Origin of the sequence: Mesorhizobium sp. 2RAF21, from assembly GCF_052115345.1 — a bacterium.
Classification (GTDB): Bacteria; Pseudomonadota; Alphaproteobacteria; order Rhizobiales; family Rhizobiaceae; genus Mesorhizobium; species Mesorhizobium terrae.
The window spans coordinates 1-25,964 of the sequence record NZ_JBFRGM010000035.1 but is presented as its reverse complement, the minus strand read 5'-3'; the positions used below and the strand labels follow the sequence as shown (position 1 = coordinate 25,964).

General features: G+C 56.8%; 22 protein-coding genes and 1 pseudogene. 8 read left to right on the top strand and 15 right to left on the bottom strand.

The genetic code is table 11. The annotated features are described in order from the left end of the window. Positions 1-104 precede the first annotated feature (104 nt). The 6 genes from AB4136_RS31995 to AB4136_RS31970 form a co-directional block, all read right to left on the bottom strand. Positions 105-1,094: a beta-ketoacyl-ACP synthase III gene (locus AB4136_RS31995; RefSeq protein ID WP_047627385.1), complete on the bottom strand. Its 990-nt coding sequence runs from the start codon at positions 1,092-1,094 to the stop codon at positions 105-107. Then, entirely contained in the window at positions 1,091-2,359 is a 1,269-nt protein-coding gene (locus tag AB4136_RS31990) for an adenosylmethionine--8-amino-7-oxononanoate transaminase (RefSeq protein WP_047627387.1), read from the bottom strand. Before AB4136_RS31990 ends, AB4136_RS31995 begins: the two co-directional genes overlap by 4 nt. Next, complete coding sequence (gene bioD, locus AB4136_RS31985; protein ID WP_047627389.1) at positions 2,356-2,994, bottom strand: dethiobiotin synthase; 639 nt, start codon at positions 2,992-2,994, stop codon at positions 2,356-2,358. The genes AB4136_RS31990 and bioD overlap by 4 nt, the downstream gene beginning before the upstream one ends. Next, positions 2,991-4,136 carry an 8-amino-7-oxononanoate synthase gene (locus tag AB4136_RS31980; RefSeq protein ID WP_047627391.1) on the bottom strand — a complete coding sequence of 382 codons (1,146 nt, stop codon included), beginning with the start codon at positions 4,134-4,136 and terminating at the stop codon, positions 2,991-2,993. The genes bioD and AB4136_RS31980 overlap by 4 nt, the downstream gene beginning before the upstream one ends. Then, on the bottom strand, positions 4,133-5,107 hold the full coding sequence (gene bioB / locus AB4136_RS31975) for a biotin synthase BioB (protein WP_047627393.1): 975 nt from the start codon (positions 5,105-5,107) through the stop codon (positions 4,133-4,135). The genes AB4136_RS31980 and bioB overlap by 4 nt, the downstream gene beginning before the upstream one ends. Before the next feature lie 193 nt (positions 5,108-5,300). Further along, on the bottom strand, positions 5,301-5,924 hold the full coding sequence (locus AB4136_RS31970) for a GntR family transcriptional regulator (RefSeq protein ID WP_047627394.1): 624 nt from the start codon (positions 5,922-5,924) through the stop codon (positions 5,301-5,303). A gap of 423 nt (positions 5,925-6,347) precedes the next feature. Between AB4136_RS31970 and AB4136_RS31965 the strand changes: the two genes are divergently transcribed. Beyond that, positions 6,348-7,340 (top strand): type I glyceraldehyde-3-phosphate dehydrogenase, encoded by a 993-nt coding sequence (locus tag AB4136_RS31965; protein WP_047627395.1) that lies wholly within the window; start codon positions 6,348-6,350, stop codon positions 7,338-7,340. A gap of 129 nt (positions 7,341-7,469) precedes the next feature. Here the strand turns inward: AB4136_RS31965 and AB4136_RS31960 are convergent, their stop codons facing one another. Beyond that, positions 7,470-7,928: a DUF6314 family protein gene (locus AB4136_RS31960; RefSeq protein ID WP_047627397.1), complete on the bottom strand. Its 459-nt coding sequence runs from the start codon at positions 7,926-7,928 to the stop codon at positions 7,470-7,472. Between the two features lie 284 nt (positions 7,929-8,212). Here AB4136_RS31960 and AB4136_RS31955 point away from each other — a divergent pair, with 284 nt between their 5' ends. Then, positions 8,213-9,100: an alpha/beta fold hydrolase gene (locus AB4136_RS31955; protein ID WP_047627399.1), complete on the top strand. Its 888-nt coding sequence runs from the start codon at positions 8,213-8,215 to the stop codon at positions 9,098-9,100. Between the two features lie 421 nt (positions 9,101-9,521). On the opposite strand, the gene AB4136_RS31950 is transcribed toward AB4136_RS31955, so the two are convergent. After that, entirely contained in the window at positions 9,522-9,692 is a 171-nt protein-coding gene (locus tag AB4136_RS31950; protein ID WP_156151427.1) for a hypothetical protein, read from the bottom strand. Positions 9,693-9,781: 89 nt separating this feature from the next. Here AB4136_RS31950 and AB4136_RS31945 point away from each other — a divergent pair, with 89 nt between their 5' ends. After that, positions 9,782-10,219: a hypothetical protein gene (locus AB4136_RS31945; protein WP_441932215.1), complete on the top strand. Its 438-nt coding sequence runs from the start codon at positions 9,782-9,784 to the stop codon at positions 10,217-10,219. Here the strand turns inward: AB4136_RS31945 and AB4136_RS31940 are convergent. The 5 genes and pseudogenes from AB4136_RS31940 to AB4136_RS31920 form a co-directional block, all read right to left on the bottom strand. Next, positions 10,167-10,984 (bottom strand): annotated as a pseudogene (locus AB4136_RS31940) (IS5 family transposase). The gene AB4136_RS31945 and the pseudogene AB4136_RS31940 overlap by 53 nt on opposite strands. Positions 10,985-11,418: 434 nt before the next feature. Then, entirely contained in the window at positions 11,419-12,051 is a 633-nt protein-coding gene (locus tag AB4136_RS31935; protein WP_047627402.1) for a class I SAM-dependent DNA methyltransferase, read from the bottom strand. Further along, positions 12,044-12,520, bottom strand: coding sequence for a 6,7-dimethyl-8-ribityllumazine synthase (locus AB4136_RS31930; RefSeq protein WP_052227450.1), 477 nt, complete (start codon positions 12,518-12,520; stop codon positions 12,044-12,046). The genes AB4136_RS31935 and AB4136_RS31930 overlap by 8 nt, the downstream gene beginning before the upstream one ends. Before the next feature lie 54 nt (positions 12,521-12,574). Further along, complete coding sequence (locus AB4136_RS31925) at positions 12,575-13,267, bottom strand: HAD family hydrolase (RefSeq protein ID WP_052227451.1); 693 nt, start codon at positions 13,265-13,267, stop codon at positions 12,575-12,577. 14 nt (positions 13,268-13,281) lie between these two features. After that, entirely contained in the window at positions 13,282-14,406 is a 1,125-nt protein-coding gene (locus tag AB4136_RS31920; RefSeq protein WP_052227452.1) for a GlxA family transcriptional regulator, read from the bottom strand. A 238-nt stretch (positions 14,407-14,644) separates the two neighbouring features. On the opposite strand from AB4136_RS31920, the gene AB4136_RS31915 reads away from it, so the two are divergent. The 5 genes from AB4136_RS31915 to AB4136_RS31895 all read left to right on the top strand — a co-directional run bounded on the left by AB4136_RS31915 (position 14,645) and on the right by AB4136_RS31895 (position 21,035). Beyond that, positions 14,645-15,583, top strand: a complete 939-nt coding sequence (locus AB4136_RS31915; protein ID WP_047627404.1) for an ABC transporter substrate-binding protein — start codon at positions 14,645-14,647, stop codon at positions 15,581-15,583. Between the two features lie 51 nt (positions 15,584-15,634). Further along, complete coding sequence (locus tag AB4136_RS31910; protein ID WP_047627405.1) at positions 15,635-16,657, top strand: quaternary amine ABC transporter ATP-binding protein; 1,023 nt, start codon at positions 15,635-15,637, stop codon at positions 16,655-16,657. Then, the gene (locus tag AB4136_RS31905; protein WP_052227453.1) at positions 16,654-18,642 is read left to right on the top strand and encodes an ABC transporter permease; all 1,989 of its coding nucleotides are present in this window, start codon (positions 16,654-16,656) and stop codon (positions 18,640-18,642) included. Before AB4136_RS31910 ends, AB4136_RS31905 begins: the two co-directional genes overlap by 4 nt. A gap of 211 nt (positions 18,643-18,853) precedes the next feature. Further along, the gene (locus AB4136_RS31900; RefSeq protein ID WP_047628731.1) at positions 18,854-20,209 is read left to right on the top strand and encodes a hypothetical protein; all 1,356 of its coding nucleotides are present in this window, start codon (positions 18,854-18,856) and stop codon (positions 20,207-20,209) included. Next, positions 20,202-21,035 (top strand): Cthe_2314 family HEPN domain-containing protein, encoded by an 834-nt coding sequence (locus AB4136_RS31895; protein ID WP_047627407.1) that lies wholly within the window; start codon positions 20,202-20,204, stop codon positions 21,033-21,035. The genes AB4136_RS31900 and AB4136_RS31895 overlap by 8 nt, the downstream gene beginning before the upstream one ends. Positions 21,036-21,048: 13 nt before the next feature. Here the strand turns inward: AB4136_RS31895 and AB4136_RS31890 are convergent, their stop codons facing one another. Together AB4136_RS31890 and AB4136_RS31885 are read right to left on the bottom strand one after the other, a co-directional pair. Next, the gene (locus AB4136_RS31890; RefSeq protein WP_047627408.1) at positions 21,049-23,301 is read right to left on the bottom strand and encodes a DUF1989 domain-containing protein; all 2,253 of its coding nucleotides are present in this window, start codon (positions 23,299-23,301) and stop codon (positions 21,049-21,051) included. Between the two features lie 110 nt (positions 23,302-23,411). Beyond that, positions 23,412-25,733, bottom strand: coding sequence for a hypothetical protein (locus AB4136_RS31885; protein ID WP_441932210.1), 2,322 nt, complete (start codon positions 25,731-25,733; stop codon positions 23,412-23,414). Positions 25,734-25,964: the final 231 nt, after the last annotated feature.

Here is a 25,964-nt window from a genome sequence, read left to right as displayed (position 1 = left end):
CCATCATCACTGTCCATTTCGATATGCGGCCATAAAATGCGCTTCGGCGTCAACAGTGGCCATAGGAACTCAACCAGTGAACGGCGCGGACCAGCCGTCGTAGACTATGTAACCCATACACAAGCTCCGCCAATCATTCCTGCACCGGCTGAAGCAAGCAGCAATCGTTCACCGAGTACAAATGGGGCGGTCGCATTGGCGACGGAAAGAGAGAGCGGGATCGTCGCAGCAGACGAATTCCCAAACGCCTCGATCGTTCGCGCTGTCCTGGAGGGCTCGATGCCGAGTTCTCCACAGACGGCATCGAAAATCCGCGTGTTAGCCTGGTGCGGAATAAACCGATCTAGTTGAGATGCCAAAATTCCAGAGCTCACAAGCGCCCGCCGCGAACAGTTAGACATCATTTCGACGGCACGTGAAAACACCTCTCGCCCGTCCTTCATGGACATCAGAAATTCTTCGCCGGCCAACTCGGCGGTAAAGGGCCTATTGCTACCGCCAGCCGGAATGGTGATGAAGTCGTATCCACTGCCATCGGAGGCGAGTTCGACCGCCATCAAGCCGACGTTTGACTCGTCGGATGGAGCGAGCAGCACGGCGCCCGCTGCGTCGGCAAACAGCACGGCGGTGGCGCGTTCATTGGGGTTGATACGACGTGATAAGATATTCGCCGCCACCACCAGTACCGGGCGTCCGTGCAGGCGGACGAAGGCGTCCGCCAAAGCGAGTGCATAGAGAAAGCCCGAGCATGCGCCTGCGAGATCGATCGCGCCTGATCGGACAAGGCCCAGGTGATGGGCGAGCAGCGGCGCCGACGGCGGAAGCAGATGATCTGGAGTCGACGTAGCGAGCAAGGTCAACGCTACGTCGTCAGGCGCTACACCCGAATTGTCGATTGCCATCCGGCCCGCTTCTGCCGCAAGCGCGCTGAGAGTATCGCCGTCGCCTGCCCAATAGCGGCTTAGAATACCTGTCCTGCGTTCTATCCACCCAGATTCGAGACCTAACGAGCTCTCGATCTCACCATTGTACACACGGCGACCGGGCACGGCATGCCCGAACCCGACCATGCGCGAGGAAGCGGCTTGTTTCATCGCGATCTCCCGAGAACAATGGAGGAAACCTCGTCGATGGCATCATAGGCATGAGCGAGCTCGGAGGCGCTGACGCAATAAGGCGGCATGAGGTAAATCACATTGCCGAGCGGGCGGATGAGCAAGCCACGTTCACGAAATAGCTTGCGCATACGCGGACCGACATCGGCCAGATAACCGCTTGCGGTCACGTTCAGATCGAGCGCTGCGATGGTTCCCATCTGCCTGACATTGGAAAACCGGTCGTCATCCTCAAATTCTCGCAAGTGCTCGCAATGGAGCGTGCCCAAGCTCCTGATCCGTGCGTTTACGTCTTCATGCTTCCACACCGCCAGGTTCGCAACGCCCGCGGCGCACGCAATGGGGTTCGCTGTGTATGAGCTGGAATGGAAGAACGTCTTGCTCCGTTCTCTCGACAGGTGCGCGTCGAATATGTCGGACGTGCAAAGTGTTGCCGCTAGGGGGAGTGCGCCCCCCGTAAGGCCCTTCGATGTGCATAGGATATCTGGCGAGACCCCCGCCTGCTCGCACGCGAACATGGTTCCTGTCCGGCCCCATCCGGTCATCACCTCGTCGGCTATGACAAGGCACCCGTAACGGTCCGCGATTGTCCGAACTGACCTGAGGACGTCAGCGGAGTAAATCTTCATACCACCTGCACCCAGAACAAGCGGCTCCACCAAGATGGCCGCGACCCGACCTGTCCGGCAGTAGACTTCGAAGGCGTCCAGCGTCTGCTGCTCGCGACCTTGTTCGGGAAAGGGAATACGGTCGACACCGAAGAGCATTGGAGCGTATGCGGCATTGAACACGCCACGTTCACCGGCGGACATGGTGCCGATGGTGTCTCCATGGTAGCCGTGCTCCATCACGACGATGCGATCACGCATTTCGCCAACGTTGTGGAAATAGCCGAGTGCCATCTTCAAGCCGACTTCGACGCAGGTCGAGCCGCTGTCCGAGAAGAAGACATGCCTCAACCCTGCTGGAGCGACATGAAGCAGTCCTTCTGCCAGACGTTCTGCCGGTTCGTGCGAATACTCTGCAAAGATGATCTGGTCGTAGGATTCCGTCGCCGAGCGTATGGCCTCCATGATGACTGGATGGCGATGGCCGTGGGTGATGACCCACCATGACGATATTGCGTCGAGAATTCGATTTCCTTCCTCATCGACGAGGTAGGCGCCGTCCGTAGAGGCGATCCGCTTCATTGGTGGTTCCAACGCATGTTGGGTGAATGGATGCCAAATGATCGAATTTGTCATGGGCGGGCGTCCGCGAAACTATTGAGATCGAAATTCTCATGAAAAGCCTTGCTCACGGTCGACGCCTTCAGGCTTGCAAGGATTGGCAGTCGACCGAGCGGCCGTACGCCGCTCAAGCGGGCGATGACGGTCTCGGTTTCTGGATTCGCCTCCCCGATGAATGCGATGCCAAAAATCGGGATCGCGCGATGATGCATGGCCTCAATAGAAAGCAGAGTGTGATTGATCGTGCCGAGGGTAGTTCTTGCGCAAAGGATGACAGGGATCTGCCATTGAGCAAACACATCGGCAAATACAAGGTTCTCTGCCAGCGGAACCATCAGCCCCCCTGCGCCTTCGATGACGAGCGGCCCATCGACTTGCGGCGGGACCAGCCTTTGCGCGTCAATCGAGGTGCCGTCAATTCGGGCCGAGAGATGCGGCGAAACAGGGGTAGCGAGCCTGTAGGCCTCAGACACAATGCGCTCCTCTGGCACATCGCCCAACCGTCGCACTGTTTGCGTGTCCGTTTCCTCATCAAGGCCGGATTGCACAGGTTTCCAATAGTAGCCGCACAGAGCGTTGGCGAGGGCCGCCGAGAAGACTGTCTTGCCAATTCCAGTGTCGGTACCGCTGACAACAAAGCGAGCCATCATGGTGTAGATTCCATAAGTGCTAATGAAAGCCGTTCGAACATCGCTGAAATCTTTTCCTCATCGACGTTCAGCGTAACGGAGACCCGCAACCGCGCAGTTCCCTCGGGAACGGTCGGAGGGCGGATTGCACGGACGTCGAATCCTTCGGCCTGCATCCGGCGGGCGATTGAAACCGCGCGACCGTTGTCGCCGATCAACACGGGAAGAATTTGTGACCCGCTCGGCGTCTTGGCCAACTGCAATTGTAGTCGGTCGCCTGCATGAGCCATCAGCCTCTCCAGATGGTCCCGCCTCTCCGGCTCGTCGGCCAGAATGTGGAGCGCCTCGCGCACCGCAGCGGCCATCAATGGCGACGGTGCCGTTGAGTAAATGAAGTTGCGGGCGCGGTTGACGAGGTAATTGATGATGATGGCTGGGCCGCCCAGCAACGCACCGCTGGCCCCGAGCGCCTTGCCGCAGGTATGCAGTGTAAGGATGTTATTTCTCGTCGGGAGGTCGGCGGCGAGCCCGCGACCATCTTTGCCAAAGACACCGGTCGCATGCGCTTCATCAATGACAAGGAAGCCGTCATGTCGTTCGGCGATTTCGGCCAGTCCGACGAGAGGCGCCTTATCGCCGTCCATCGAATAGAGGCTTTCGACCCCGATCCATGGCACGCCCTTTCCTCCCTGGCGGCGCCATTTCCGGACCGCGAGCTCGCAGGCGTCGACATCGTTGTGTGGCACGGCTGTCGCCGTTGCCTTGCTGGCCAGGATCCCCTCCAATGCGCTCGCATGGATCAGCGCATCGTAGACGATCAGGTCCTCGCGCTGTGGTAGGGTCGAGAAGAGCGCAGAGTTCGCGGCATATCCGTTTGCGAAGTAGAGCACCCTCTCCGCCCCGAAGAATTGCGCTGCCTCGTTTTCGAGCATTTCATGCTCGATATGGTGACCGCGCAGGAGCCGCGAGCCGCCCGCCCCGACGGGCACGCCTCGTTTGATCGCGGTGTTGATCGCTGTCTTGAGACGCGGCGAGCTAGCGAGGCCAAGATAATCATTGGAGGCGAAATCGATGCCCGATCCCAAGGCCACGGAACGGAAACGAGACTTTCGCTCAAGGCCGGCGAGCGTCTTCTCTACACGGGCAAGCGCGACCACGCTCAAAGCTGGCGCTCCAACGCCATAGGCTCAAGGCCAAGGCGTCGAAACAGCATAGCATCTTTGTCCTCGCCGGGATTGTCAGCCGTGAGTAGTGTGTCGCCCACGAAGATAGAATTGGCGCCAGCAAAGAAACAGAGCGCCTGCATCTCGTCGCTCATGTCGGTGCGCCCGGCTGACAAGCGGACATGCGACTTTGGCATCAGGATGCGGGCCAGCGCCACGGTTCGGACGAACTCGATCGGATCGATCGGCTCGGCATCGGCGAGCTTCGATCCGGGGATCGGGATCAGCATGTTAATTGGTACGCTCTCTGGCGGCTCTGGCAGGTTGGCCAATGTCACCAGCATGGATATCCTGTCGCCGACGGTCTCCCCCATTCCAAGAATGCCGCCCGCACAGACCTTGATTCCGGCGCTGCGGACGTTGGCGAGGGTTTCCAGACGCTCCCCAAAAGTGCGGGTAGTGATTATCTCTGGATAATAGCGTTCAGAGGTATCGATGTTGTGATTGTAGTAGTCCAAACCCGCATCGGCGAGACGCTCGGAGTGCTTTGGTGTCAGCATTCCCAGCGTCATGCAGGTTTCCATGCCAAGCGCCTTGACGCCCTCAACCATTGCGACAAGCGTATCCATGTCGCGGTCCTTGGGGCTACGCCATGCAGCACCCATGCAGTAGCGCGTCGCGCCACCGTCGCGCGCGTGGCGAGCCTCGGCGACGACTCGTTCGATCTCTGTCAACTTCGAAGCTTTGAGACCGGTCGGATAGTGAGCGGACTGGCTGCAATAGCCACAATCCTCTGCGCAGCCGCCAGTCTTGATCGACAAGAGGCGGCTCATCTGAACAACGTTCGGATCGAAAGTCTCGCGGTGGACCTGCTGGGCCCGATACAGAAGATCATTGAACGGAAGATTATAGATAATTGTCGCATCACTATCGCTCATCCGGGCTTCCATCACCTCAGGCGCCTGCATCATGTCTTGCCTCCAGTCATTTATGATAGATAGAATCTATAATTATCTATAAAATTGACAACGGGGCAGTTGTGCAACAAACCTGCCGGGGAATTACCGAGGCAGGAAATCAATCATGAGGCGAAACAAGGGATAAGATTTGTGCAAGTGCGGCGGGAGTCAGCGCGACCGCAGCTTGCGCTTACGGAAACGCCGATCAGCGCTGGATCGGACCGATCCGCTGCACATGTCGTTCAAGAGCCACCACGGCGTGGTTGACCTCACCTCGCCGCAGATGATCAAGAATAGAGTGATGGTCAAAGTCTATCCGCGGGGTCCAGTCAGCACCATAGGCTGCGAACACGTAACGCGAGCCGACCATCTGCAGATCATCGATCGTCGTGAGCAGTCGCGGCATTTTGCATGGTGCGAGCAACAGTTGATGAAAGCGACGGTTCGCCTCATCCCATGCTCGCGCGTCCGGCGCCGTGTCGCCGGCGACCACCGCCGACATTGCCTCGTCGAGCATGGACGCCGTCAGATGCGGCGCGGCTTGCCGCAATGCCAGCCCTTCGAGAACCGAGCGCATGAGCGCGACCTCTTCGACAGAGGCCCTCGAAAAGCTGGAAACACGAACCCCCCTTCGACTTTCGCTGATCGCCAGACCCTGAGCCTCCAGGCGACGGAATGCTTCCCGCACCGGTACGTGGCTGGTGTCGAACTCGTCGGCGATGTGGTCCTGCCTCAGCTTGCTGCCCGCCTCGAGCGCGCCGGTGACGATACGCTCCGCGAGAACGCGGCTGATGCGGTTGGCGAGCGTGTCTTCGGTGGCAGCGGTCATTATTCATAGATAAATGCTGCCGACCCTTCTGTCGAGGATGCAAGCCGGCCACACACCGAAATTAAGAGCTACGGCGTGCATACGGATTTGAGCGGTCCATTCCCTGACCACCGCAAGGTTCCCTGCAGTTGGATAACTCGTTTGCGGCTCCTCCAAATCGGTTGGCGTTGATGCCTGCGGCACAGCTATTCCCTTGGCGCGACAAGCTCCTTTGAACTAGGGACTGGGGGCGCTCGAATGTTCTAGCGAAGCCATCAGACTGGGTCGACGCGGCTCGCGCGCCACCAGCCTGGATCAATTTTCGTCGGGGACTCGACATCAGGAGCGGCACAGGCGTGTTGGAGTAACGGGCTGGCGCGGGCGTGAATTGAAAAAGATGGCAGGAGCCGACACAACGGGGATTGCCAAAGGGGAGCGAGTGGAATGACAAAGCCTATTAGGATTGCGATCAACGGTTTCGGCCGAATAGGCCGCACCATTCTTCGCATACTGCTGAATTCAAGAACCGAGTTTCAGCTTGTGATGATAAACGACGTCGCGCCGCTGGAGAGTTGCGCCTACCTGTTTCAGTACGACAGCGTCTTCGGACCGTGGCCGCAACCGGTTGGCAGCTTCGAAGGCGCATTGACGATCGGGTCCCGCCTCATACCCTTCCACCGAGAACTCGACGTCCGGGGCTTGGACCTAACCGACGTCGACATTTTCCTTGAATGTACGGGGCAACCTTCTAGCCGGGATTTTGTATCTCGTGCGCTTCAGGCGGGTGCATCCAGGGTTCTCATTGCCGGGCCCGCCGAAGCCGCAGACGTTACGGTTGTCCTGGGAGCCAACGAGGAAGCTATCGGTGACCACAAGATCGTCTCGAATGCTTCATGCACGACTAACGCACTTGCGCCACTGTTAAAGATCATCGACGACGCCTACGGAATTGCAGGAGGACAGATGACGACCGTTCACTGCTACACCGGCAGTCAGCCGACAGTTGACCAGCCACGCGATGATTTTGCGAGAAGTCGCGCCGCAGCGCTGTCGATGGTGCCGACAAGCACGAGTGCTCACAAGCTCTTGGGAAAAGTTTTGCCCCGGTTGGCGGGCAAGATCGAGGCACGAGCGATCAGAGTGCCAACGGCGAGCGTATCTGCAATCGATCTAACCGTATCAACTCGAATTGGGCCGAGCCTCGATCAGGTTCGGATGGAGTTGTGTCAGGCAGCGGAAGCTTCTTCGGTGTTGGGCTGGACCGACCGCCCGCTAGTATCGGTAGATTTGCGGGCCCGCCCGGAATCTTTGGTTATCTGTGGGCCCGAGATTTCGGTGGCACCCGGTGGTCTGTTACGTGTCTTCGGATGGTATGACAACGAATTCGGATTTTCGACGAGGATGCTGGACGTCGCGGCGTTGATGGGCGCCCGCTAAAAGGCCAACCAACAGCCGACGTGGCAGTACGAATCTAAAACACCGACAGCACTTTAACGGGTCGGCAAAGCAGCAGATCCGGCGGACGCCGCGAAAGAAGCTGCAACCACGCTGAGCACTCTCGAGGCTTTAAGTATTTTCCATCGCCGTTGATGAATCGTCGAGCCGCGTATATTTTGCCAAGCTACGATAATTTTTGCGTGGCCCGCTGACGGACCAGGCCTCGACCCAGGCCGTTGGCGCAGGGAAAAAGAACCTGCCGAGATAGGTATCTTCGCCGCACTCGTGCCGAACATACTGCGCCGGCTGGCCACCGATTTCAACAAACTCGCGTCCATCGGGAAACGAGACAACGAGCTTGGCTCCAGAGAGCAGTAGACGGTAATGCCGACTGCTTTGTGAGCGATAACCGCCACCGAGCAACGTCTCGCCGCGCTCCTCGAAGTCATCGGTTGCGATCGTCGCCAACCCAGTGAACATGACACGCCCCATGCCAAGCCTGTCCAGAATGACGCGCCTGACCGACCACGTGCCGACGAAAACGTCGAACAGAATCCTCTTAAGATCGAGCTTGTCGTCGTTATCCATAATCAACTTCTTTCGAGCAGAGCCGCAAGCGCAGCGCCGGACCCGATCATACACATCGCTGAGACGCCCGATATCGGCCGAGCACGCTTCGCGATATTCACGATGGCGCCGTCGACTGGAGTTTCGCGATTTCAATTGGCGCGGCCGCCCAGACCGCCGGAAAAGCTGAAAGATTTTTCGCCATCGCCTTGGTGGGGCCGCAAATCAACCCCACCAGACTCTGTACGCGCCTCCCCCGCAAAATCGACCGCTGAATCGTCAACCTAGCAACGAAGGGGAACTCAATGAAAATAGTTAAACTATTGTCTGTTCTTATCGGTCTGGCACTCGCACCGACAATGTCTTCCGCTCAACAACTTCCCATCCCAACCCAGAGCGAATGGGCTGGAGCAAAAAAGACCATCGCACTGCCAAACGGTGTTATGATGGCCTACAACGAGATCGGGGATACGACTGGGAAACCGCTCTTGTTGATCCACGGATTTACTGACAACGCGCGCACCTGGTCGCTTATGATTCCTTATCTGAAAGGCGACTATCACATCTACGCGATCGATCTTCGAGGCCATGGAAAGACCAGTGCACCTGAATGCTGCTATTCCTTTATCGATTTCGCGACGGACGCGAAATTATTTCTGGATGCCGTCCACATAGACAAAGCAGACGTTGTGGGCCATTCGCTCGGCTCGTTCACCACGCAGGCCCTCGCTGAGCGCTATCCGGAAAAGGTCAACAAAGCCGTGCTTGTTTCCTCGACGTTTGACATCGCGGGCGGCCCTGGAACCTGGCTGTGGGACAACGTGATGCCTGTGAAAGAGCCATTCGATCCTGACAGTAAATTCATGCTCGACTGGTACTGGAGCCCGCATCCGGTCGATGAGGAATTTCTGAAGCACATGCGCGCTGAGAGCACTGCGGTTCCACTCAGAGTGTGGAAGGAAACTCTCTGGGATGTCTCCGTGGGCAACATGCGGAGCACCGCCTCTCTACTTAAAGCGCCCTTGATGATATTTTGGGGCGACCAGGATCCCATGTTCGACGGACCTCACCAAGAGAGGCTCAAGGCCGCTTTCCCAGAAGCTAAATTCGAGACGTTCAAGTCAAACGGCCACAACATGTTTTGGGAAGAGCCCAAGCGTGCCGCTGAACTCATCGACGCATTCCTGAAGTAGTAGGACTACAAGAAGCTCCGCTTTAAAGGCGGAGCTTCTTCGCCGATGCTCACACCGACGACGATAGGCTGGCCTAACGTTCGCTCTTGCTGGGATTGACATCTTCCAGAACGGCGAAGAGCGCGACTAAGCCCGCGGTGGAAAGTATGAGCTTATTCGATGTGAGGATCGATGCAAGAACGCTTGAAGAAACGACCGACAAAGCAAGCATGAACAAAGGAAATATACTGACGCCATTGAGGACGTCGAAGCCTGTTGTCCTCGAGACCAGGTTGTAAGCCCCGCTACATTTCGTCCAACGAAGAACGGCGTACACGATCGCCACGACAAGTGACACTATGTCGAACCAGCTTCCGTCCGCAAAACGGTTGACGGCGTCAAGTAAAGGCATATCCGACCGCGACCCGTCCCCGATGCAAACTCAGCGACTAAACCGAACGATCAATGCGAGGGCGGCACCTATAAACGCGCCGCCATACTTCAACATATCCTGAAAGTGTCCATCGTCGGCACCGCTCAAAACCGCCCCGACCAAAACAGCGCCGAGGAGAGCGGCGGACGCCACGATACGCATGTTGTGAACGAATGTCATGGTCGACTCCTTCCGCTTCATTGACCAACTCCTAGGTCCTGTTGACAAAGTCATGTGTCTGATGGGAGCTTGCCTGGTAGAGGACTGCCATGGCGACGCTCAGAATTTATGATCTCAAACAACACGCCCTCGCACTTGATCTGCGCCATCTGCTTGACCTCCTTGCGCCCCGCGCTTTGCAAGCCGATTGGAAAGTGTCGACGATAAAATCTTCGGAACCGCACCACGCGTGGTTTGAGGCAACTGGTGATGGCGGCGAACAGCTTGAGGTTTTGGCCCAGGAGGATACGCGGCTTTCCGGTCCTGATTTGGCGGCACTAGCTAAGAACACTCGTCAAGTTATATGGGGTGAATTCGTAGGATCATTCCCAAACACGCAGGACGACATGTGGGTGACAATTCGTGCCATAGATAGCACGTTCTACGAAGTCTCCTCGTCGGACGAAACTGTGCTCAAAAGGATCAAATCATTTTTCAAGGATGTCCGGCTTGCGGATGATCTGTGGACACCGCAAGCGATCCCGTGAATAACGGAAGCCACACTCGAACAGCAGCAAGGGCAAGGAATGCTGCAAATGAGATTTTGGTCTTATCATAGCGGGTCGCAATCCGGCGGAATTGCTTGAGCCTGTTGAACATCCGCTCGATACGATTGCGATCCTTATAGGCTTTGAAGTCGCAGGAGGGCGGGTCTTTCCTGTTGCTCTTCGGCGGGATCACGGGCTTGATGCCGTGGATCAGCAATTCCTCGCGAACGCTATCGCCATCATAGCCCTTGTCAGCCAGGAACAGGCGGGGTTTGTTGACCGGCATGGCCATCAAAGCCGGAACGGCACTATAATCGGATGCCTCTCCGCCTGTCAGGATAAAGCCAAGAAGATGTCCCTGACCGTCGGCTCTGGCGTGGATTTTCGTCGTAAAGCCGCCGCGTGATCGACCAAAAGCCTCCTTATGAGTCCCCCTTTTGCGCCAGCGGCCTGGGAGTGGCCCCTGACGGTGGTGCTGTCGATCATGTGCTGCCAGTCGTCGGTTAAGCCAAGCTCGACGAGCGTTTCAAGAAGCGCATCCCAGACGCCTTGCTCGGCCCACCGTCGAAAGCGGACATAGACAGAGTTCCACTTGCCGTATCGCTCGTGCATGTCCCGCCACGGGCATCCGACGCGTAGGACATGCAGCATTCCGTTCAGGAACAGTCGATTGTCCTGCGATGGGCGCGATTTGCGACCCCGTTCACTAGGGAGGAACGGCTCAATGATCTTCCATTCCGCATCGCTTAAATCGCCTCGGGCCAAAGCCGCCTCCTAAAAGCCAGCTTTGAATCACGCTCCAGCCGATTCGGGAATCCACTTTGTCAACAGGACCTAGAAACTACCACCACAAGTGTCAACGCTTGATTGACGTATCGCGGTTACGTTCAAGCTTTAATATAGGTTTTCCTCATTTCGGTGCAATTCCTTCAAACGACTAATGAAATCTTGTCAATTACAGTTGCGGGGGGAACGCCGAACCGTTTCCCTGAGTTCCCGCTTTTGGAGATTTCAGGCCGGATATGCAGATCAATATTTTACACATCCTTGGCCGGCGCAACAGAACCTCGTCCAGTATCGGGTAGGCCCTGCAGATGTCAGAGGCCGCAGACGCCGATCGCAGAGGTCAACTTCGCTGGGGACAATGGCGGGGTCATGTTTTCCACCGCTCGCGAGGAACAAAGATCAACGCACGCGCACTATAACTTTTGGAGGACCATGACATTCACGGCAATGTCTGGGTTCGATGTCGTGAACGATCTGAACGGCGGGCTTTTCTCGACAAGACTCGCCCGCCGTTGGTGGAGCATCGCTTTTAAAGCACCATCGAACTCGTGAGTTTCCAGTGTGATGTCTCGGATTGTGAACGTAAGATAGCCGCCCGGTTTCAAAATCCGAAGAAGTTCGTCGAAGCTGCTTGCCGGCGCATGCCCCTGTGTGAAAACGCCAGCAGAAAGGATCAGATCGAACGTGGCATCTTGCCAGTCGAGCGCCTTTCCAAGCTCCCCTCTTGTGAGTGATCGATACACTCCCCGGCGACCCGCGCGCTCAAGCATCTCAGGAGAAAAATCCAGACCATGCAAGTCGCCGTAGCCCAGCGCCGCAAGATATGGGCCAGTCAGTCCGGTACCGCAGCCAGCATCGAGAATCTTGCTTTCGAGGCTTTCAGCATATCGGGCAACCCATGCCGTTATGACAAACGGCAGACAGTAGCCGAGCCTCATCGCCTCGTCATCGTAGGTGCTGGACCAATTGGCATAGGTGTTCACGAGATCGGCTGCAGCTCGCGCGGCAAATGCGCCGGAAAGGTTATCCTGAGAGTGGTCATGCATATCGGACCTCGTCTTTTTTGCCCGTCGAAGCGGGCGGAAGCCCGCATTCGGCTCGAAGCCTTGTTATTTTCAGCGCCGCCTCGGCGGCCTCTCGCCCCTTAGTGACGAAATGCTCTCTATAGATCGCCGTGTGAAACTCCGTCTCTTGGTAGTTGTGAGGGGTGAGCGATACCGACAGCACCGGTACGCCCGTCTCAAGGCCGGCACGCACGAGCCCATCGATCACCGCCTGCGCGACGAAGTCGTGACGATATATTCCTCCATCGACAACGAACGCAGTTGCGACCACTGCGTCGAAGCGCTTCGTTGCAGCAAGGTCGCGCGCGAGAAGCGGAAGTTCCAATGCACCGGGAACGGTGAACACTTCCACCTGCCTCTCGCTCACCACCTCGAGAAAACCATCCAGCGCACGATCGACGACTTCGGAATGCCAGGCCGCTTTGATGAAGGCGAAATTGGAGTGTCTCACAGTATGCCCCTCACTTTCAGGTCATATGCCGATTTCGAGTTGTGGTTCGAGTTGTCAAATCAAGAGTGAATTCCTGCTGACGGCGCCCTCCACCGCGCGTACCGCGGCGTCAATGCTGGTAAAATCATCGAGGACCGGGAAATCGCCCCCTTGGCAGCCCAGGCCCGAGCCGATCCCCACGAACGGGATGTCGAGAAGTCGGGCCGTTTTCAGGTCCCACGCACCGTCGCCAATCGACACCGCGCGCCATTCGCGTTTTCCGAACAGCCTATCCGCGGTCTTGATTGCCTCCCTGACCAGATCAGTCCTGGAATAGAACTCCGACGCTGTCACCAGCGCGTCGGAGTCAAACGGAATGTTTGCTTTGGAGAGCTTGTCAATCGCCAACGGACGTATGCTGCCCGTGGCGAACACTACCGCCCACCCGTTGCGAGCGAGAGCGTCCACGAATGCGCTGGCTCCGGCTATCTCTTCGATACCTGCTTCAGCCAACCGTCTAAAGCAGGCCACGTGAGTATCGAAGAAGACGCTGCTGTCTTCAGCGGAGGGAGGCGAGGCCGTACCGTCCCTCCAAGCATCATAGAAAATGGCACTGTCGGTATGATGACGGTAAGATCCCCAATCGGTATTCAATTCGCTGAAATTGTACGCTGATAATGTCTCCAGCAACGACGCCTGGTGAACCGCTACAGTGTCTGTAAGGGTGCCATCGATGTCGAAAATTGCCAACTTGCAATCGTCGTACACTTTTCTCTCCTGTCCTAAGATGCTTGAGCCAGCATCCGCTCTTGGGGTTCGGGAATTTCGTCGGGTGCCGCGCCAATCGGCCGTTGAAGGCCCAGTTTGGACTGAGTTGTCTCGCTGACGGACGCGGCGCCGCGCGCTAACTGACGCGTCTGTTGTGGCGGCACGCCATAAATCCCTTTGTAGGTCTTGGAAAAGTGCGGCGGGGAACCAAAGCCGCAGCTCGCTGCGATTTCCAAGACCGAAAGATTCGACCTGCTCAGCAAAAGATGTGCCCGCTCCATTCTAAGAACCATATGGTATCGAGATGGGGACAACCCGAACTCCGCCCTGAACAGGCGCTCCAATTGTCTTCGCGAGACGTGGACGGCGTCTGCAATGTCATCGATGACGACGAGGCGGTCTAGGCTTTTCATCATGCATTCTATTGCGTGAACCAGCCGGTCGTTAGCAATTCCAAGTTTGATTTGGAGTGGGACGCGTTGTGGTTCGTTGCACGCCCGGACACGGTCGACCAGCGCTGCCTCCGAAACGCGCGTTGCAACGAGCTCTCCATGGTCACGGGCGATGAGATGAAGGACGTAGTCGATGGCTGACGCCTGACCGGCGCATGTGGTAATCATGCCGCTCTCGACGATGACGTCGCGACTGACTTCAACGTGCATGCCGAAACGCTCCTCGAAAATCGGGATGGACTCCCAGTGCAGCGTGCAGACTTTCCCGGTTAGCAGTCCGGCGCTTGCGATCCAGAACGCTGCGGTGTCGAAGCCTACGATTCTTCCGCCTCGACGTACGAGTTCTCGCAGCCAAGCGCTCACCTGCCTACGGTCGGTGCTATCGACGATCGCTCCGGCGAAAAGGTAGATAATATCAGGCTGTCGCCGTCTCGGCTCCACTCTCAGGTCGCTCAAAGAATAGTCCGCCCTGACCACTACGCCACTGTCGCTCGTTACCTCGAGCGTATCCGATCCGACGATGTCAAACTCGTAGGCCTTTCTGCCCAGCACATCGTTTGCAGTCTTCAGAACCTGCGTAGCAGCCGAAAAACTCAGGATTGAGAAGCGGTCGGTAATCAGGAAAGAGATGGAGGTTACCGCCCCGGCGTCGATCGAGGGACTTTGCCCGAGAAAAAAACGGTCCATTTGAATCCTCCCAGTGCACTAATTGCGGCTGCGACATTTCATTACCTCAGAATGCGTCGAGATGCCAACACAAAACCACATATATCAAAGTTTTTTGAGGTTTTATAGCGGGATGTCGCACAAAAATGCCTATATATTTAGGCATATGTGCCTCCCGCATGTTGACGCCTAGCCTCCCCGCTACGCTCTGAACCCATGGGAACCCAGGGCGGCGCCAAACTCAAAAAAGGGGAGCAACATGACAACATTGGTAAAAGCAGGCCTTATTGCGGTTTCGCTAGTGATGACAGCCGCTAGCCTCGTTCGGGCAGATGAACCTATCAAAATCTCCATGAATAACTGGACCAGCCAGAATGTGCTGTCCCATGTCGCAGGCATTCTTCTTGAGAAGAAGGGTTTCGAGGTCGAATACATCCCGTCAGACGGTCAGCTTCAGTTTCAGGCCATTGCCGACGGCGACCTCGACTTCCAGATTGAGGTGTGGGAAGGCTCGCATCTGACCGCATTCAACAATGCCCTGGCCACCGGCAATCTGGTGGACTACGGGACCCACGCTGCGACCACCCGAGAAGACTGGTGGTATCCGGAATACGTCAAGGGCGTTTGCCCCGGCCTTCCGAGCTGGGAGGCGTTGAACAAATGCGCAAAACTGTTCGCCACGGCAGAAACCGGCGATAGGGGCCGTTTTGTCGGACCCCCTGCCGATTGGGGCAAGCACTATGCGGAACGAATTGCGGCCTTGAAGATGAATTTCGAGGAAGTGCCTGTAGGACAAGCAGCGACGCTTTGGGCGGAATTACAGGCGGCTTACGATCGCAAAGAGCCTATCGTCCTTTTCAACTGGACGCCGAACTTCATTGAAGCTCGCTTCAAAGGCGAATTCGTAGAATTCCCGCAATACTCTGCCGAATGCCTCTCTGACCCCAAATGGGGAAGCAACCCTGACGCCGTGTATGACTGCGGCGCGCCAGCCAACGGCTACCTCAAAAAGGCCGCGTGGAAAGGTCTGGAGACGAAATGGCCAGCCGCTTCTCAGGTGCTGAAGCAGATCAACTTCACGAACGAGCAAATCGCAGCCGCTTCGGCGATGGTCGATGTCAGTGGGCTTACCTCGGAGGACGCGGCCGCCAAATGGGTCGCTGAGAACGAGTCCGTATGGACTGCCTGGATGAAATGAAGCTGTGGGGTCCCGAACGAGGGACCCCACTCCTAATCTCAGGAGACAACGATGACGCCCAAACTGTCATGCGAAAATATCTGGAAGATCTATGGGGCCGATCCCAAGGAATTCCTGCGCCGTCATGAAAACAATCCGTCCGAGGCCGATTTTGCGGGCGAAGGATATGTTGGAGCGTGCCGCGACGTGTCCTTCACTGTCGAACAGGGGGAAATCCTGGTGATCATGGGCCTTTCCGGCTCGGGAAAATCAACGCTCATAAGGTGTCTGTCCAGATTGATTGACCCGACGGCGGGGGCCGTCAAATTCAATGGCGAAGACATCACCGAGGCTAACGAGTCGCGTCTCATAGACATGCGTCGCCGGCAGCTTGGAATGGTGTTCCAAAATTTTGGGCTTCTACCCCACCGAACCGCGGCACGTAACGTTTCGTTCCCACTGGAAATACGAGGTCTTTCAATTGAGGAGGCAATGACCAAGGCGCATAACCTTCTCAAGCTCGTCGGGCTCAATGGGCGAGAAAGCTATTTTCCCCATGAACTGTCGGGAGGCCAGCAACAACGCGTCGGCATCGCTCGTTCGCTGGCCGGCGACCCGGAGCTTTGGTTTCTTGACGAGCCGTTCTCTGCTCTCGATCCGCTGATCAGACGTGAGATGCAAGACGAGTTTTTGCGATTGCAGCGCCTCCTCAAGAAGACGATCGTGTTCATTACTCATGACTTCGACGAAGCGGTGAGAGTGGCAAGCCGGATCGGGATAATGAAAGACGGCGTCCTCGTCCAGTTGGACACGCCGGAGGAGTTGATCACGAACCCGGCGACCGACTACGTCAGAGCGTTTACCAAGACGGCGCCTCGACAAAAGCTGGTGACTGTCGGGAAGATCATGCTGCCGGGCGTCGGCGTACCGCATGGTTTATCGATTTCGGCGTCCACTTCTATCGAGGAAGCCGCACCGCGTGTTTTGCGATCGGAGTTCGACGTCACCGTCGTGGACGACCGAAACCAGCCGGTCGGCCGCATCACGCGCCAGGGCATGATCGCTGCCCTCTTCCCAGAGGAGATGGCGCAATGAAGATGCTTCAACCAGATTTGAGCCTGCAGCTTTCTCCGGGAATGCGACTGCCGTATTGGATCCCGGCAGTGGTTGTTTCGCTGCTACTCCTCCTCGCCTCGCGATTTTCGCAGTCACTCGCGGCATGGCCGGAGATCATGACATTTCCACTAGGCCGTTACGTGACGCAGGGCGTGAATTGGGTCGCGCGCGACATCAGCGTTTACGGCGTGACCGTGCGAGATGTGACCCGCCTTGTGGCTGCGGGAATTTCTGCGCCTCTGGGGCTGCTCGAAGGACTTCTATATCGCGGCTTCCGTCCCTATTCCATCCCGCCTCTGCCATGGGCGTTCGTAGCTATAGCTGTCGCGGTGATCGGTCACAAGCTAGGCGGAAGAGCGTTAGCGCTGCTTGGTGGCTCGAGCGTCCTATACTTAGCGGTTTTCGGCCTGTGGGAAGATGCCATGCGGACCTTTTCACTCATTCTTATGGCAGTTCCAAGTTCGGCATTCTTTGGCCTGATGCTCGGCATTGCGATGTTCGGCAACAAGCGCGTGGAACGAGGTGCGAGCGTGGTCATGGACGCGATGCAGGCGACGCCTCATCTCGCATACCTAGCGCCCATCGCGGTCTTCTTCGGCTTCGGCCCTGTGCCTGCGATGATCGCAAGCTCGATTTTCGCCTTCCCGCCGATGGCGCGCTGCGCGCTGCTTGGGATGCGCGGCGTTCCGGAGAGTGCCATCGAAGCCGCCCGCGTCGCAGGTTGTCGAGAGTGGCAACTGCTCTGGCGTGTCCGAGTGCCAAGCTCCCTGCCTGAGATCCTTGTGGGCCTCAACCAGGTGGTTATGCAGACGTTGGCTATGACCGTGATCTCGGCACTCGTTGGCGCGACGGGCTTGGGCCATCGCCTCTTGGTGGCACTGCAGCAACTTCAAATTGGCCGAGCCTTGGAAAGTGGGGTCGCAATCGTAATAATCGCGATCACTCTGGATAGATTGACCCGCGCCTGGGCACGAAAAGCCGCGGACTACCACGTGAAGCCAACGAACCTTTTCGTGCGACACGGGCACCTGCTCATTGTTATGTGCGCGCTGATCGTGGCGGTAACCCTCGCTCAATTCTTCCCCGCGGTCCAAGTTCTCCCCAGGACAATGACGGTAACCACCGCTCCCGTTTGGGACACGTTCGTTCGGTGGCTTTCGATCACGCTTGCCAACCCGTTGGGCGAGTTTCGCGACCTTGCGACGATTTATGTGCTCATTCCGGTTCGAAAGGCATTTGTCGCCGCACCATGGCCGGCGACCTTGTTTCTGCTTGGCTGGTTGTCGTATCGTATGGGCGGGCTGAACTTCGCGCTGCCGAACATCGCCATGGTGGCCGTCGTCGGCGTCGCCGGGTTATGGGTGCCCGCGATGTTGACGCTGTATCTCACGACCATCTCCGTGATCATCTGCATCGTGATCGGCGTACCGATCGGCGTCGCCGCGGCGCACAGTCCGCGCTTAGCACGCGGCGTGCTGGCCATCTGCGATACCCTCCAGACCTTTCCGTCGTTCATCTACCTCATCCCGGTAGTGATGTTGTTCCGTGTGGGAGACCTGGCATCGATCATCGCGATTATAGGGTACGCAACAGTTCCAATTGTAAGACTGACGTATCTAGGCATTTCCGGGGTTTCCCCCACCATCATCGAAGCGGCGATCTCCAGTGGGACAACCCGAAGACAGCGCTTCAGATACGTTGAACTGCCCTTGGCGATGCCAGCAATCCTGCTTGGCCTGAACCAGACGATCCTTATGGCTCTCGCCATGACCTCCATCACCGCGCTCATTGGATCCCGAGATCTTGGACAGGAAATCCTCAAGGCGCTCCCCGAGGTCGACACTGGTCGGGGACTCCTTGCTGGGCTGTCGATCGCGATCATCGGAATAGTCGCTAACAGGGTAATCGGTCTGGCTGCAGGGAAAATGCGCAGCGTCACCGGAAGGGAGACGCGAACCGCCTAAACTGTCGCTGAATCATTCGAAGCACTCGCAGCGGGAGACGATGTCTCGATCAGCGCCTCCCAATGCGAAGTCACAGCTTTCAAACATCGCTTCGAATCCTTGCCTCCGCTTTTCAGTGAACAACACCATGTCGATGAGATGCAATTCACGGAAAGATCTTGCATCTATAGCGTGAATATACTCCAAGTTTATCGACATGGGCGGGGGTGACATGGCATATCGTACTATCGCACTTAGCGAGCTACTTGTTAATCGTTCGAACGATCGTCACGGTGAATTAGAGAACGAGACTGCAGCCATAGGCTGGCTTTTCTCCAATCATCTTGGGCAGATGCGAAAACTTGCCGAAGACATCGTGAAGTCCAAAGGGCTCTTCGAGCCGCCTCTGGTCTATCAGGAAGGGCGTCAGTTCATCGTATTCGATGGGAACCGCCGGACGACTTGCCTCAAGGTGTTGGCGGATCCAAAGCGTGCGCCGAACGCCGAGCTTCGAGAGTATTTTGAAAAACTTCGATCCCAGTGGGTCGGACATTTTCCCGATCGAATCCTTTGCCGGGTTGAACCCGATAGGGACGTGATCGATGAAATCCTCTACCGCCGTCATACGGGAAGCCAGTCCGGCGTCGGACAGAGCACGTGGACAGGCCGGATGAAGACGACGTTCGTCAACCGGACGGGTAAGGGCGGTAAGTTCAACATCGCGGACGAAATTGAAACCAGATTGAGGGCTGCAGACCTGCTTCCGAAATCAGGTCAGATACCGCGCAGCAATCTCAGTCGCCTTCTTTCCGCAGAAGCATTCCGGAACCGCGTAGGCATTTCGATGGCGAGAGGCCGCTTCGAATTTATTCGCAACGAAGAGGCTTCGCTGAAGGCTTTATCGCGGATCGCGGAAGATCTCGTATCCAAGCGCAAAACCCTGGACGACGTTTGGGACGTTGACCGAAAGCTCGCCTATCTCGACGCGTTGGAACGGGAGGGAGTGCTCCCGACCGCAGCAGACGCTTTGCCTTCTCCTGGGTCCAGAGGGACAAAGCCGGCCAAACCAGTGACCGGCGCCTCGCCAAGTGCGGCCACAAATAGTGGCGTCGCTACCGTCGTTTCGATCACCACCGCACCTCGGCCGACCAAGCGTACGGCGCTGATCCTTCAACATGATTCCGGGGTCGCGTGGACGGGCCGCCTGCAACGACAGCGAGCAATATGGGAGGAGCTTCAGTTCAAGCTCGACCTTGAAGAGCACCCCAATGCAATCGCCGTCCTATGCCGCGTGTTGATCGAGTTGTCGGTCGACAATTACCTCAAGCAAACCACGCTCGCTACGGCGGTGGAAAACGACCCGCTCGTCAAAAAGATCGTTGCCGTTGCGGAAGACCTTCGTTCGCGGGAGAAGGTCGACAAGCGGTATCTCGAGGTCGTGCGTAAGGCTCGGACCATGGACGCCATCATATCCGTCGACACCCTCAACAAGTATGTGCACTCGTCAAACCTTGCTCCAACATCGGAGCATCTCGCGGCGCTGTGGGACACGTTCGCGGAACTGGTGGTCCATTGCCTCAATGAATGATCGGGCCTCACCTGCCGTTCGCAGTAGACCTCCGCGTCGCCAAACACGCTTTCTGAAACGTCATATCGCGACCTCCGACCATCATAGTTTCATCACGCGTCTGTCGGAGCTGGGCATCGTTGCCTACCACTTCGACAGCTACGAGGAGCTCTGCCGCCATCCTGACTGCAAATATGCCTATGACACTGGGCGGTGGATGAAGACACTAACCCGGCGCGTGGAATCCCTGAACATCGTTGGCGACATGTTGTGGCTCGACCCAGTGCCACCAAACTTCAGAAAAATGCCTCTCACAAGATACCAGTGGCTTCAGATCACCAAGGATGTTTTCCTTGTCAGGTATGTATCCGTCGTCGACTGCGCGCTGCTTTTGATCAACGAGGTTTTCGAGATGGGGCTCCCGCAACGCGCCTGCACGATCGAACGAGTTGCCAAGGCGGACATCCCGACCGAACTACGGCGGCAACTCAAGGCGATCGCAGATAGCCAGGAACTGGTTCGTTCTGAGCGAAATAGTCGCGTTCACCGCGGTGTCGAACTAGAGCTCACCGACGACGATGCGACGTTCGAGACCGCCTCACTTTTCATAGATCGCTACAACGGAACGCGCGGCCGCGACCGACACGGCCGCAAACTTGATCTCGACATTGCTTTCCGCGCCGGTCTCGTAACCATGCAGCGCGAGTTCAATACGCAGGTACGCTCGCTGGAACGGCAGCTTGATGGCGTGTACGACCTACTATGGGAGGCGTTCGAAGCGAGGTTCGGCCCATTGATCGCCGCAGCGACACATGGCCTTAACGTCGGTTCGCGGCATCGCCCATGAAGTTTGTTACCGCTCACGAGCGGGGCCGCAGTTTCTCAGGATCGTAGTGCGCGAATCTTGCTACCGTCGCAGGCAGCCGCTTCGCGTGCCCATCGAGCTTGCCGATCTCGACTTGAGTACCTATCGCCGACGAGAGTGCGTCGATGCGTGCAAGAGCGATGTTTTTGCGAAGGATTGGCGACCGAGTACTGCTCGTCACAACGCCGACCTGGGCTTTTCCGATAAAGACGGCATCGCCGTGGCCAACCTCGTCGTTTGAATCTAAGTCGAGCCCGACGAGCTTGTAACGAGGATGCTCCTTACGTTGAAGAAGTGCCTCCCGACCAATGAAGTCGTCAGCCTTAGACTTCAGAGGAACGGTAAATCCAATACCCGCCTCGAACGGATCGGTCTCGGACGTGAACTCATGGTCGGCGAAAATCAATCCGGCCTCGATGCGAAGCATGTCGAGCGCTTCCAGCCCCATTGGCTTCAGACCAAAGTTCTTTCCGACCTCCCAAACAGCGTCGAACACCTCAAGTGCGTGTTTGGGGTGACAGAATATCTCGTAGCCGATTTCACCAGAGTAACCTGTGCGCGAGACCACCACGGGCACGCCCTCGAAATGACCGATCCTTCCAACACTGAAGCGAAACCACTCCAACTCTCCTAGTGCCGGCTGGCCGGGTGCGGTCCAGATGACCTCCTTCAGCAAATCGCGGCTTTTTGGTCCCTGGACAGCGATGTTGTGCATCTGATCTGTCGAGGATCTGACCCAGACTTCGTATCCGATCTTCTGCGCCTGCTCGCGAAGCCAGACGCCGCTGTAATCGTCACCGCAGATCCAACGAAAGTTGTTGGGACCGAGCTTGAAGACTGTTCCGTCGTCGATCATCCCGCCATTCGGGTAGCACATCGCCGTGTAGACCACATGGCCCACAGCCAGCTTGCGGATGTCCCTGGTCAGGCAGTACTGAAGCAAGGCCTCGGCGTCCGGCCCCGTTACCTCAAATTTCCGCAACGCCGAGAGATCTATCACGGCACATTGCTCACGGCATGCCCAGTACTCGGCCGTCGGACCCTCGTTGTTGAAGCGAGTTGGAAGCCAGAATCCGCGATACTCCGTATGATGGCGGGTAAGCGCGGAGAGGCGCGGATGAAAAGCCGTTTCTTTAGTCATCTGTGGTTCCGCATCTGGGGTCGGGCGATAGGCGATCGCGCGTGAAAACTTGTTGTCGGCAGCATAAGTGCGGACGAGAATGTCAGTGGGATTCCATCCATTTCCTGAATCGATGTCGTCCGGGCACGAGGAGCTGACACACACGATGTCGGTCAACGCCTTCATCAGCACGTAGTCGCCGGGACGAGACCAAGCTTCGTCCGAAATGATCTGATCGTGCGCGTCGATTCTCGAGTTGTAAAAGAAGTTCAAAGCCTCCCACCCCTTGCGCGCGGCGATGCCGTAGGGATCGAGAGCGCCGTTGAAATTGTCCGTGCAATTGATATGGCCTGGATAGCCCATGTCGTCATACTGGCGAGAGTTGCAGGCCGTCGCGAAGGCGTCGTGTCTACCGACTGTGTCCCGAACGATCTCAACGAGTGGCTCGAAATCGAACGCAAATGCCTTGGACGGCAAGCCCGGAATGGGCATCGCACGATGGGTAAGCGTGCGCGTGACGGTCGCGTCGAGCGCGTGTTCGATCCCTGCATCTAACTTGCGGGCAGAGAAACACTGAAAGTCGGTCATCTGACGACCATCGATGTCAAGCACCTGGATGTACTCGCCCGCCTTGACAAGAAAAGCCTGAGCAGACGCCGCGCGAATGCGTATTTCCTGCAGCGGATCGCGAAGCGGATTCGGAAGCGGCGCCCCGCCCGCCTTCACGGCAGTTGGGTTTGCGCGTTGGATAAACACCTCCAGATCGGTCGCCGTGTTTTGTCCTGTCACCTCCATCTGGTCCGCCGGGGCTGAGATATGCAGGGTTGCGTCGCGCTGCACGATAAATTCGGCGCTTTCCCCGGCTCGACCAGATCCGAAAATGCAAAACGTTCCTTCGCCGCCTGAAAGGCCAAGAATGGAAATGTCATCACGCCCCTCGAAGTCGGTCGGCCTGACCTCCGCGCGCTGCAGCCCTTCTCTATCAATGATCTTGACGGCGTCGCCAGCTTTCACGGTGACCGCAAGGGAGCCGCCACCCTTCGCCAGGTAGCGCTCCGTCCCGATCGGAAGCGCACGGTGCGCGGGGCGGAGTACCCGACTGGGTCTTGGGGGGAGCAGAGAGGTCATGTGTTTCCTTTCGCTCGGACGGCCAACCACTTGCCGGCGAAGTCCGTGATAAGGAAACTAGCTATCGGGCGGATGGCCGGTCTATATCACCAAGGTAATACGAGGCGCTGTCAGCGGCGGCCGCGCGACCAGTGCTTGTTGGAGCGCTGTGCCGAGTTGCGCTTGGCGCTTTTCGCTACGACGCGCTTTTCTTCCTCGAACGATTTCCGCAAGGTATGTGTGAACATGTCTTCTTCCTTCATCCCAAGCGAATAAAGCTCTCGCTCCCTCATTTCCTCTTCCGCAAGGTACTCGATGAATTTCTCAACGCGATCGAGCCTGATTTTGACGCGCTCGAGACGCTCTCCCTTCGAAAACAGATCGAATTCCTGTCTGGCGGCGTCGACCAGATAGTTGCTAACCTGCTCGCTGAAGATGCCGCAATCGGTGCACACGAGATCGAGATATGAAAAGAAGTATGCGAGTTCGCGGACCATGTAGAGCCCGTAGGTCGTGATCTTAACGCTGTCGACCTGGTCTGAGTACTGGTCCAATCGATTGTTGGATTCGACAAAGCCGTGCTTCAGGAGAACGTCGAGATTCGCTGTGAAGTCGTCACCCATGTTGAAGGTGTTCACGAAATAAGATTTGAGCTCCGCGACTGAGACGTAGGAAGGAGTCGTGCGCTCTATGCTCTTGGCCAGTTTCCGCATGATCCGAAGCGCGGTGAAATGCGAGCCATGCCGGGAATTCCTAACCTGATAGGCGTTCGGGATGTCCGACAGAGCCTCATCGTAAAAGTAGCGGTTTGGGATCATCACCGGCTTGATGATCTGGTGGATCTTGAAGACCCAATTTCCCGAACTCAACATTTCGTCGACGTTGGTGTAGCCGGATAGCAGAAAGCTTCTGAAGAGGTCGAGAGACAACCGGGTGTCGCCATGGGCGCACGCTGTCAAGAAAGCGTTCAACGGCGACTGCTCGCTGTTGAAGTCCCTAAAAATGATCGACAGATAGTTCATCGAATCATCGATGATCTTCCCATTTGTATCCTCGAGGCCGATCTTGTGACGGCGCTGCGGTTCGTTAAGCAGCGAATTCACGTAGCTTATTCGCTTCTTGAACACAGTCGAGGGCTTGGGGGAGCTGATGTGAAACCCCGAATTCTGGAATGCGTCCAGAAGTCCGTGAATCTTTGAGTTGTAGAAGCGTTCCTCGCGCATCGAGATCAGAGTGACGCAATTCAGCAGGTTGCTGATCTCCTGGGCTGATGTGAAGCAAAAGTCCTGAAGTTCCGGGGAATACTGGTCGGTGTTGTCGACAACGACGATCACGCCTTTTCCCTTCGACGCCCAATAAGACGCGAGCCTGGCGGCACAGTACGGCTTGTCCTGCTTCCATTCGGCGGCGAGTGCGTTCAGACGGGAATTGTAAATTTCGGACTTTCTGTCGAATCCTTCCAGATCCTGCTTTCGTGCAATCTCGAAGCGGTCGGCGAACAGCTCCTTCAACAGATTATCACGTGCCGACTGAAGCAATCCGTCGACATCTAAGGATTCGACCAAGCTCGACCATATCGTTTCACGGATAACGCTTTGGTCTTCCGGAACTTTGAGGAGATCTACGATAGCGATGACCGAATGCTCGCGAAGCCACCTTGGCGGATTGTGCCGTAGGACCCGCTTCACGAAAGTCGATTTGCCGGCGCCCTTGCCGCCGAAAAGTACGAGGACCTCGCCCCTCCTGCCACGCTTGATGTTCTTGGTGAGACGACCTCCAAGCTGCCCGCCCCTTCCGGTGTTCTCTAACTGATTGACGCCGTAGCCCTTGAAATAGGGGCTCAAGGAATCCTCGATGAGAACGTTGATCCCCTCGGACATTTGCGTGTAGTCGCTCTGCGAGACGTAGCAACGCTCCATGAACTCCGTGTCGTCGTCCCCGATCACGCCGAAGTAATGATTAACGATCGGCCGGAGCGTACCGGCAAGCCTGTTCGAATTGATCTTGTGGCCGTACGAAGGGATTTTCTCCTTCGGAAAGAAGATATGTCTGTCCTTGGGAGGCGAGCTTGAAAGGGCTTCGTTGAGCGAAGCGCGATCGAAGATCGCCCCGAAGGAAAACATGTTTTGGCTTTTTGTGAAATCCTTGTCGAAGAACGCCAGGCTCCGAATGACGAAGGCCTGCAGGTTTTCAAAGCGTTTCCCCTTTTCGAACGTCTTAAAGAAGATCCATTCGTGACCATTGGTGATGCAGGCGTATTCACAGCCGGTGTCGAAGCAATAGCCTTTGACCTGGTTGATCGCCGCTTTGATGTTTTCGTTCGACATCAGCTTCGACATCGACATGTAGCAGTGCGTCTCGCTGTCGACATATGGGAAAGGCAGGTCGAAATAGACGCCAGCTTTTTTGGCTTCGATGAACAGAAGATGATCGCCATTTGCCTTCTTCAGCACATAGTCGGCAAATCCCGGCGCGATATACTCTTCGACTGAGACACGATTGCGTGGCCAAGATAGGCAGTCATGAATGATGCCATTGAACCGCCCCGGGTTTGCCGGAGGCTCCAACTTCCAAATAGGATGGAGCCATGACGAGCAAAACGACGAACAAGTTTTCCCCTGAGGTGCGCGAGCGTGCGGTGCGGCTGGTGTTGGATCACGAGGCCGATCATTCCTCCCGCTGGA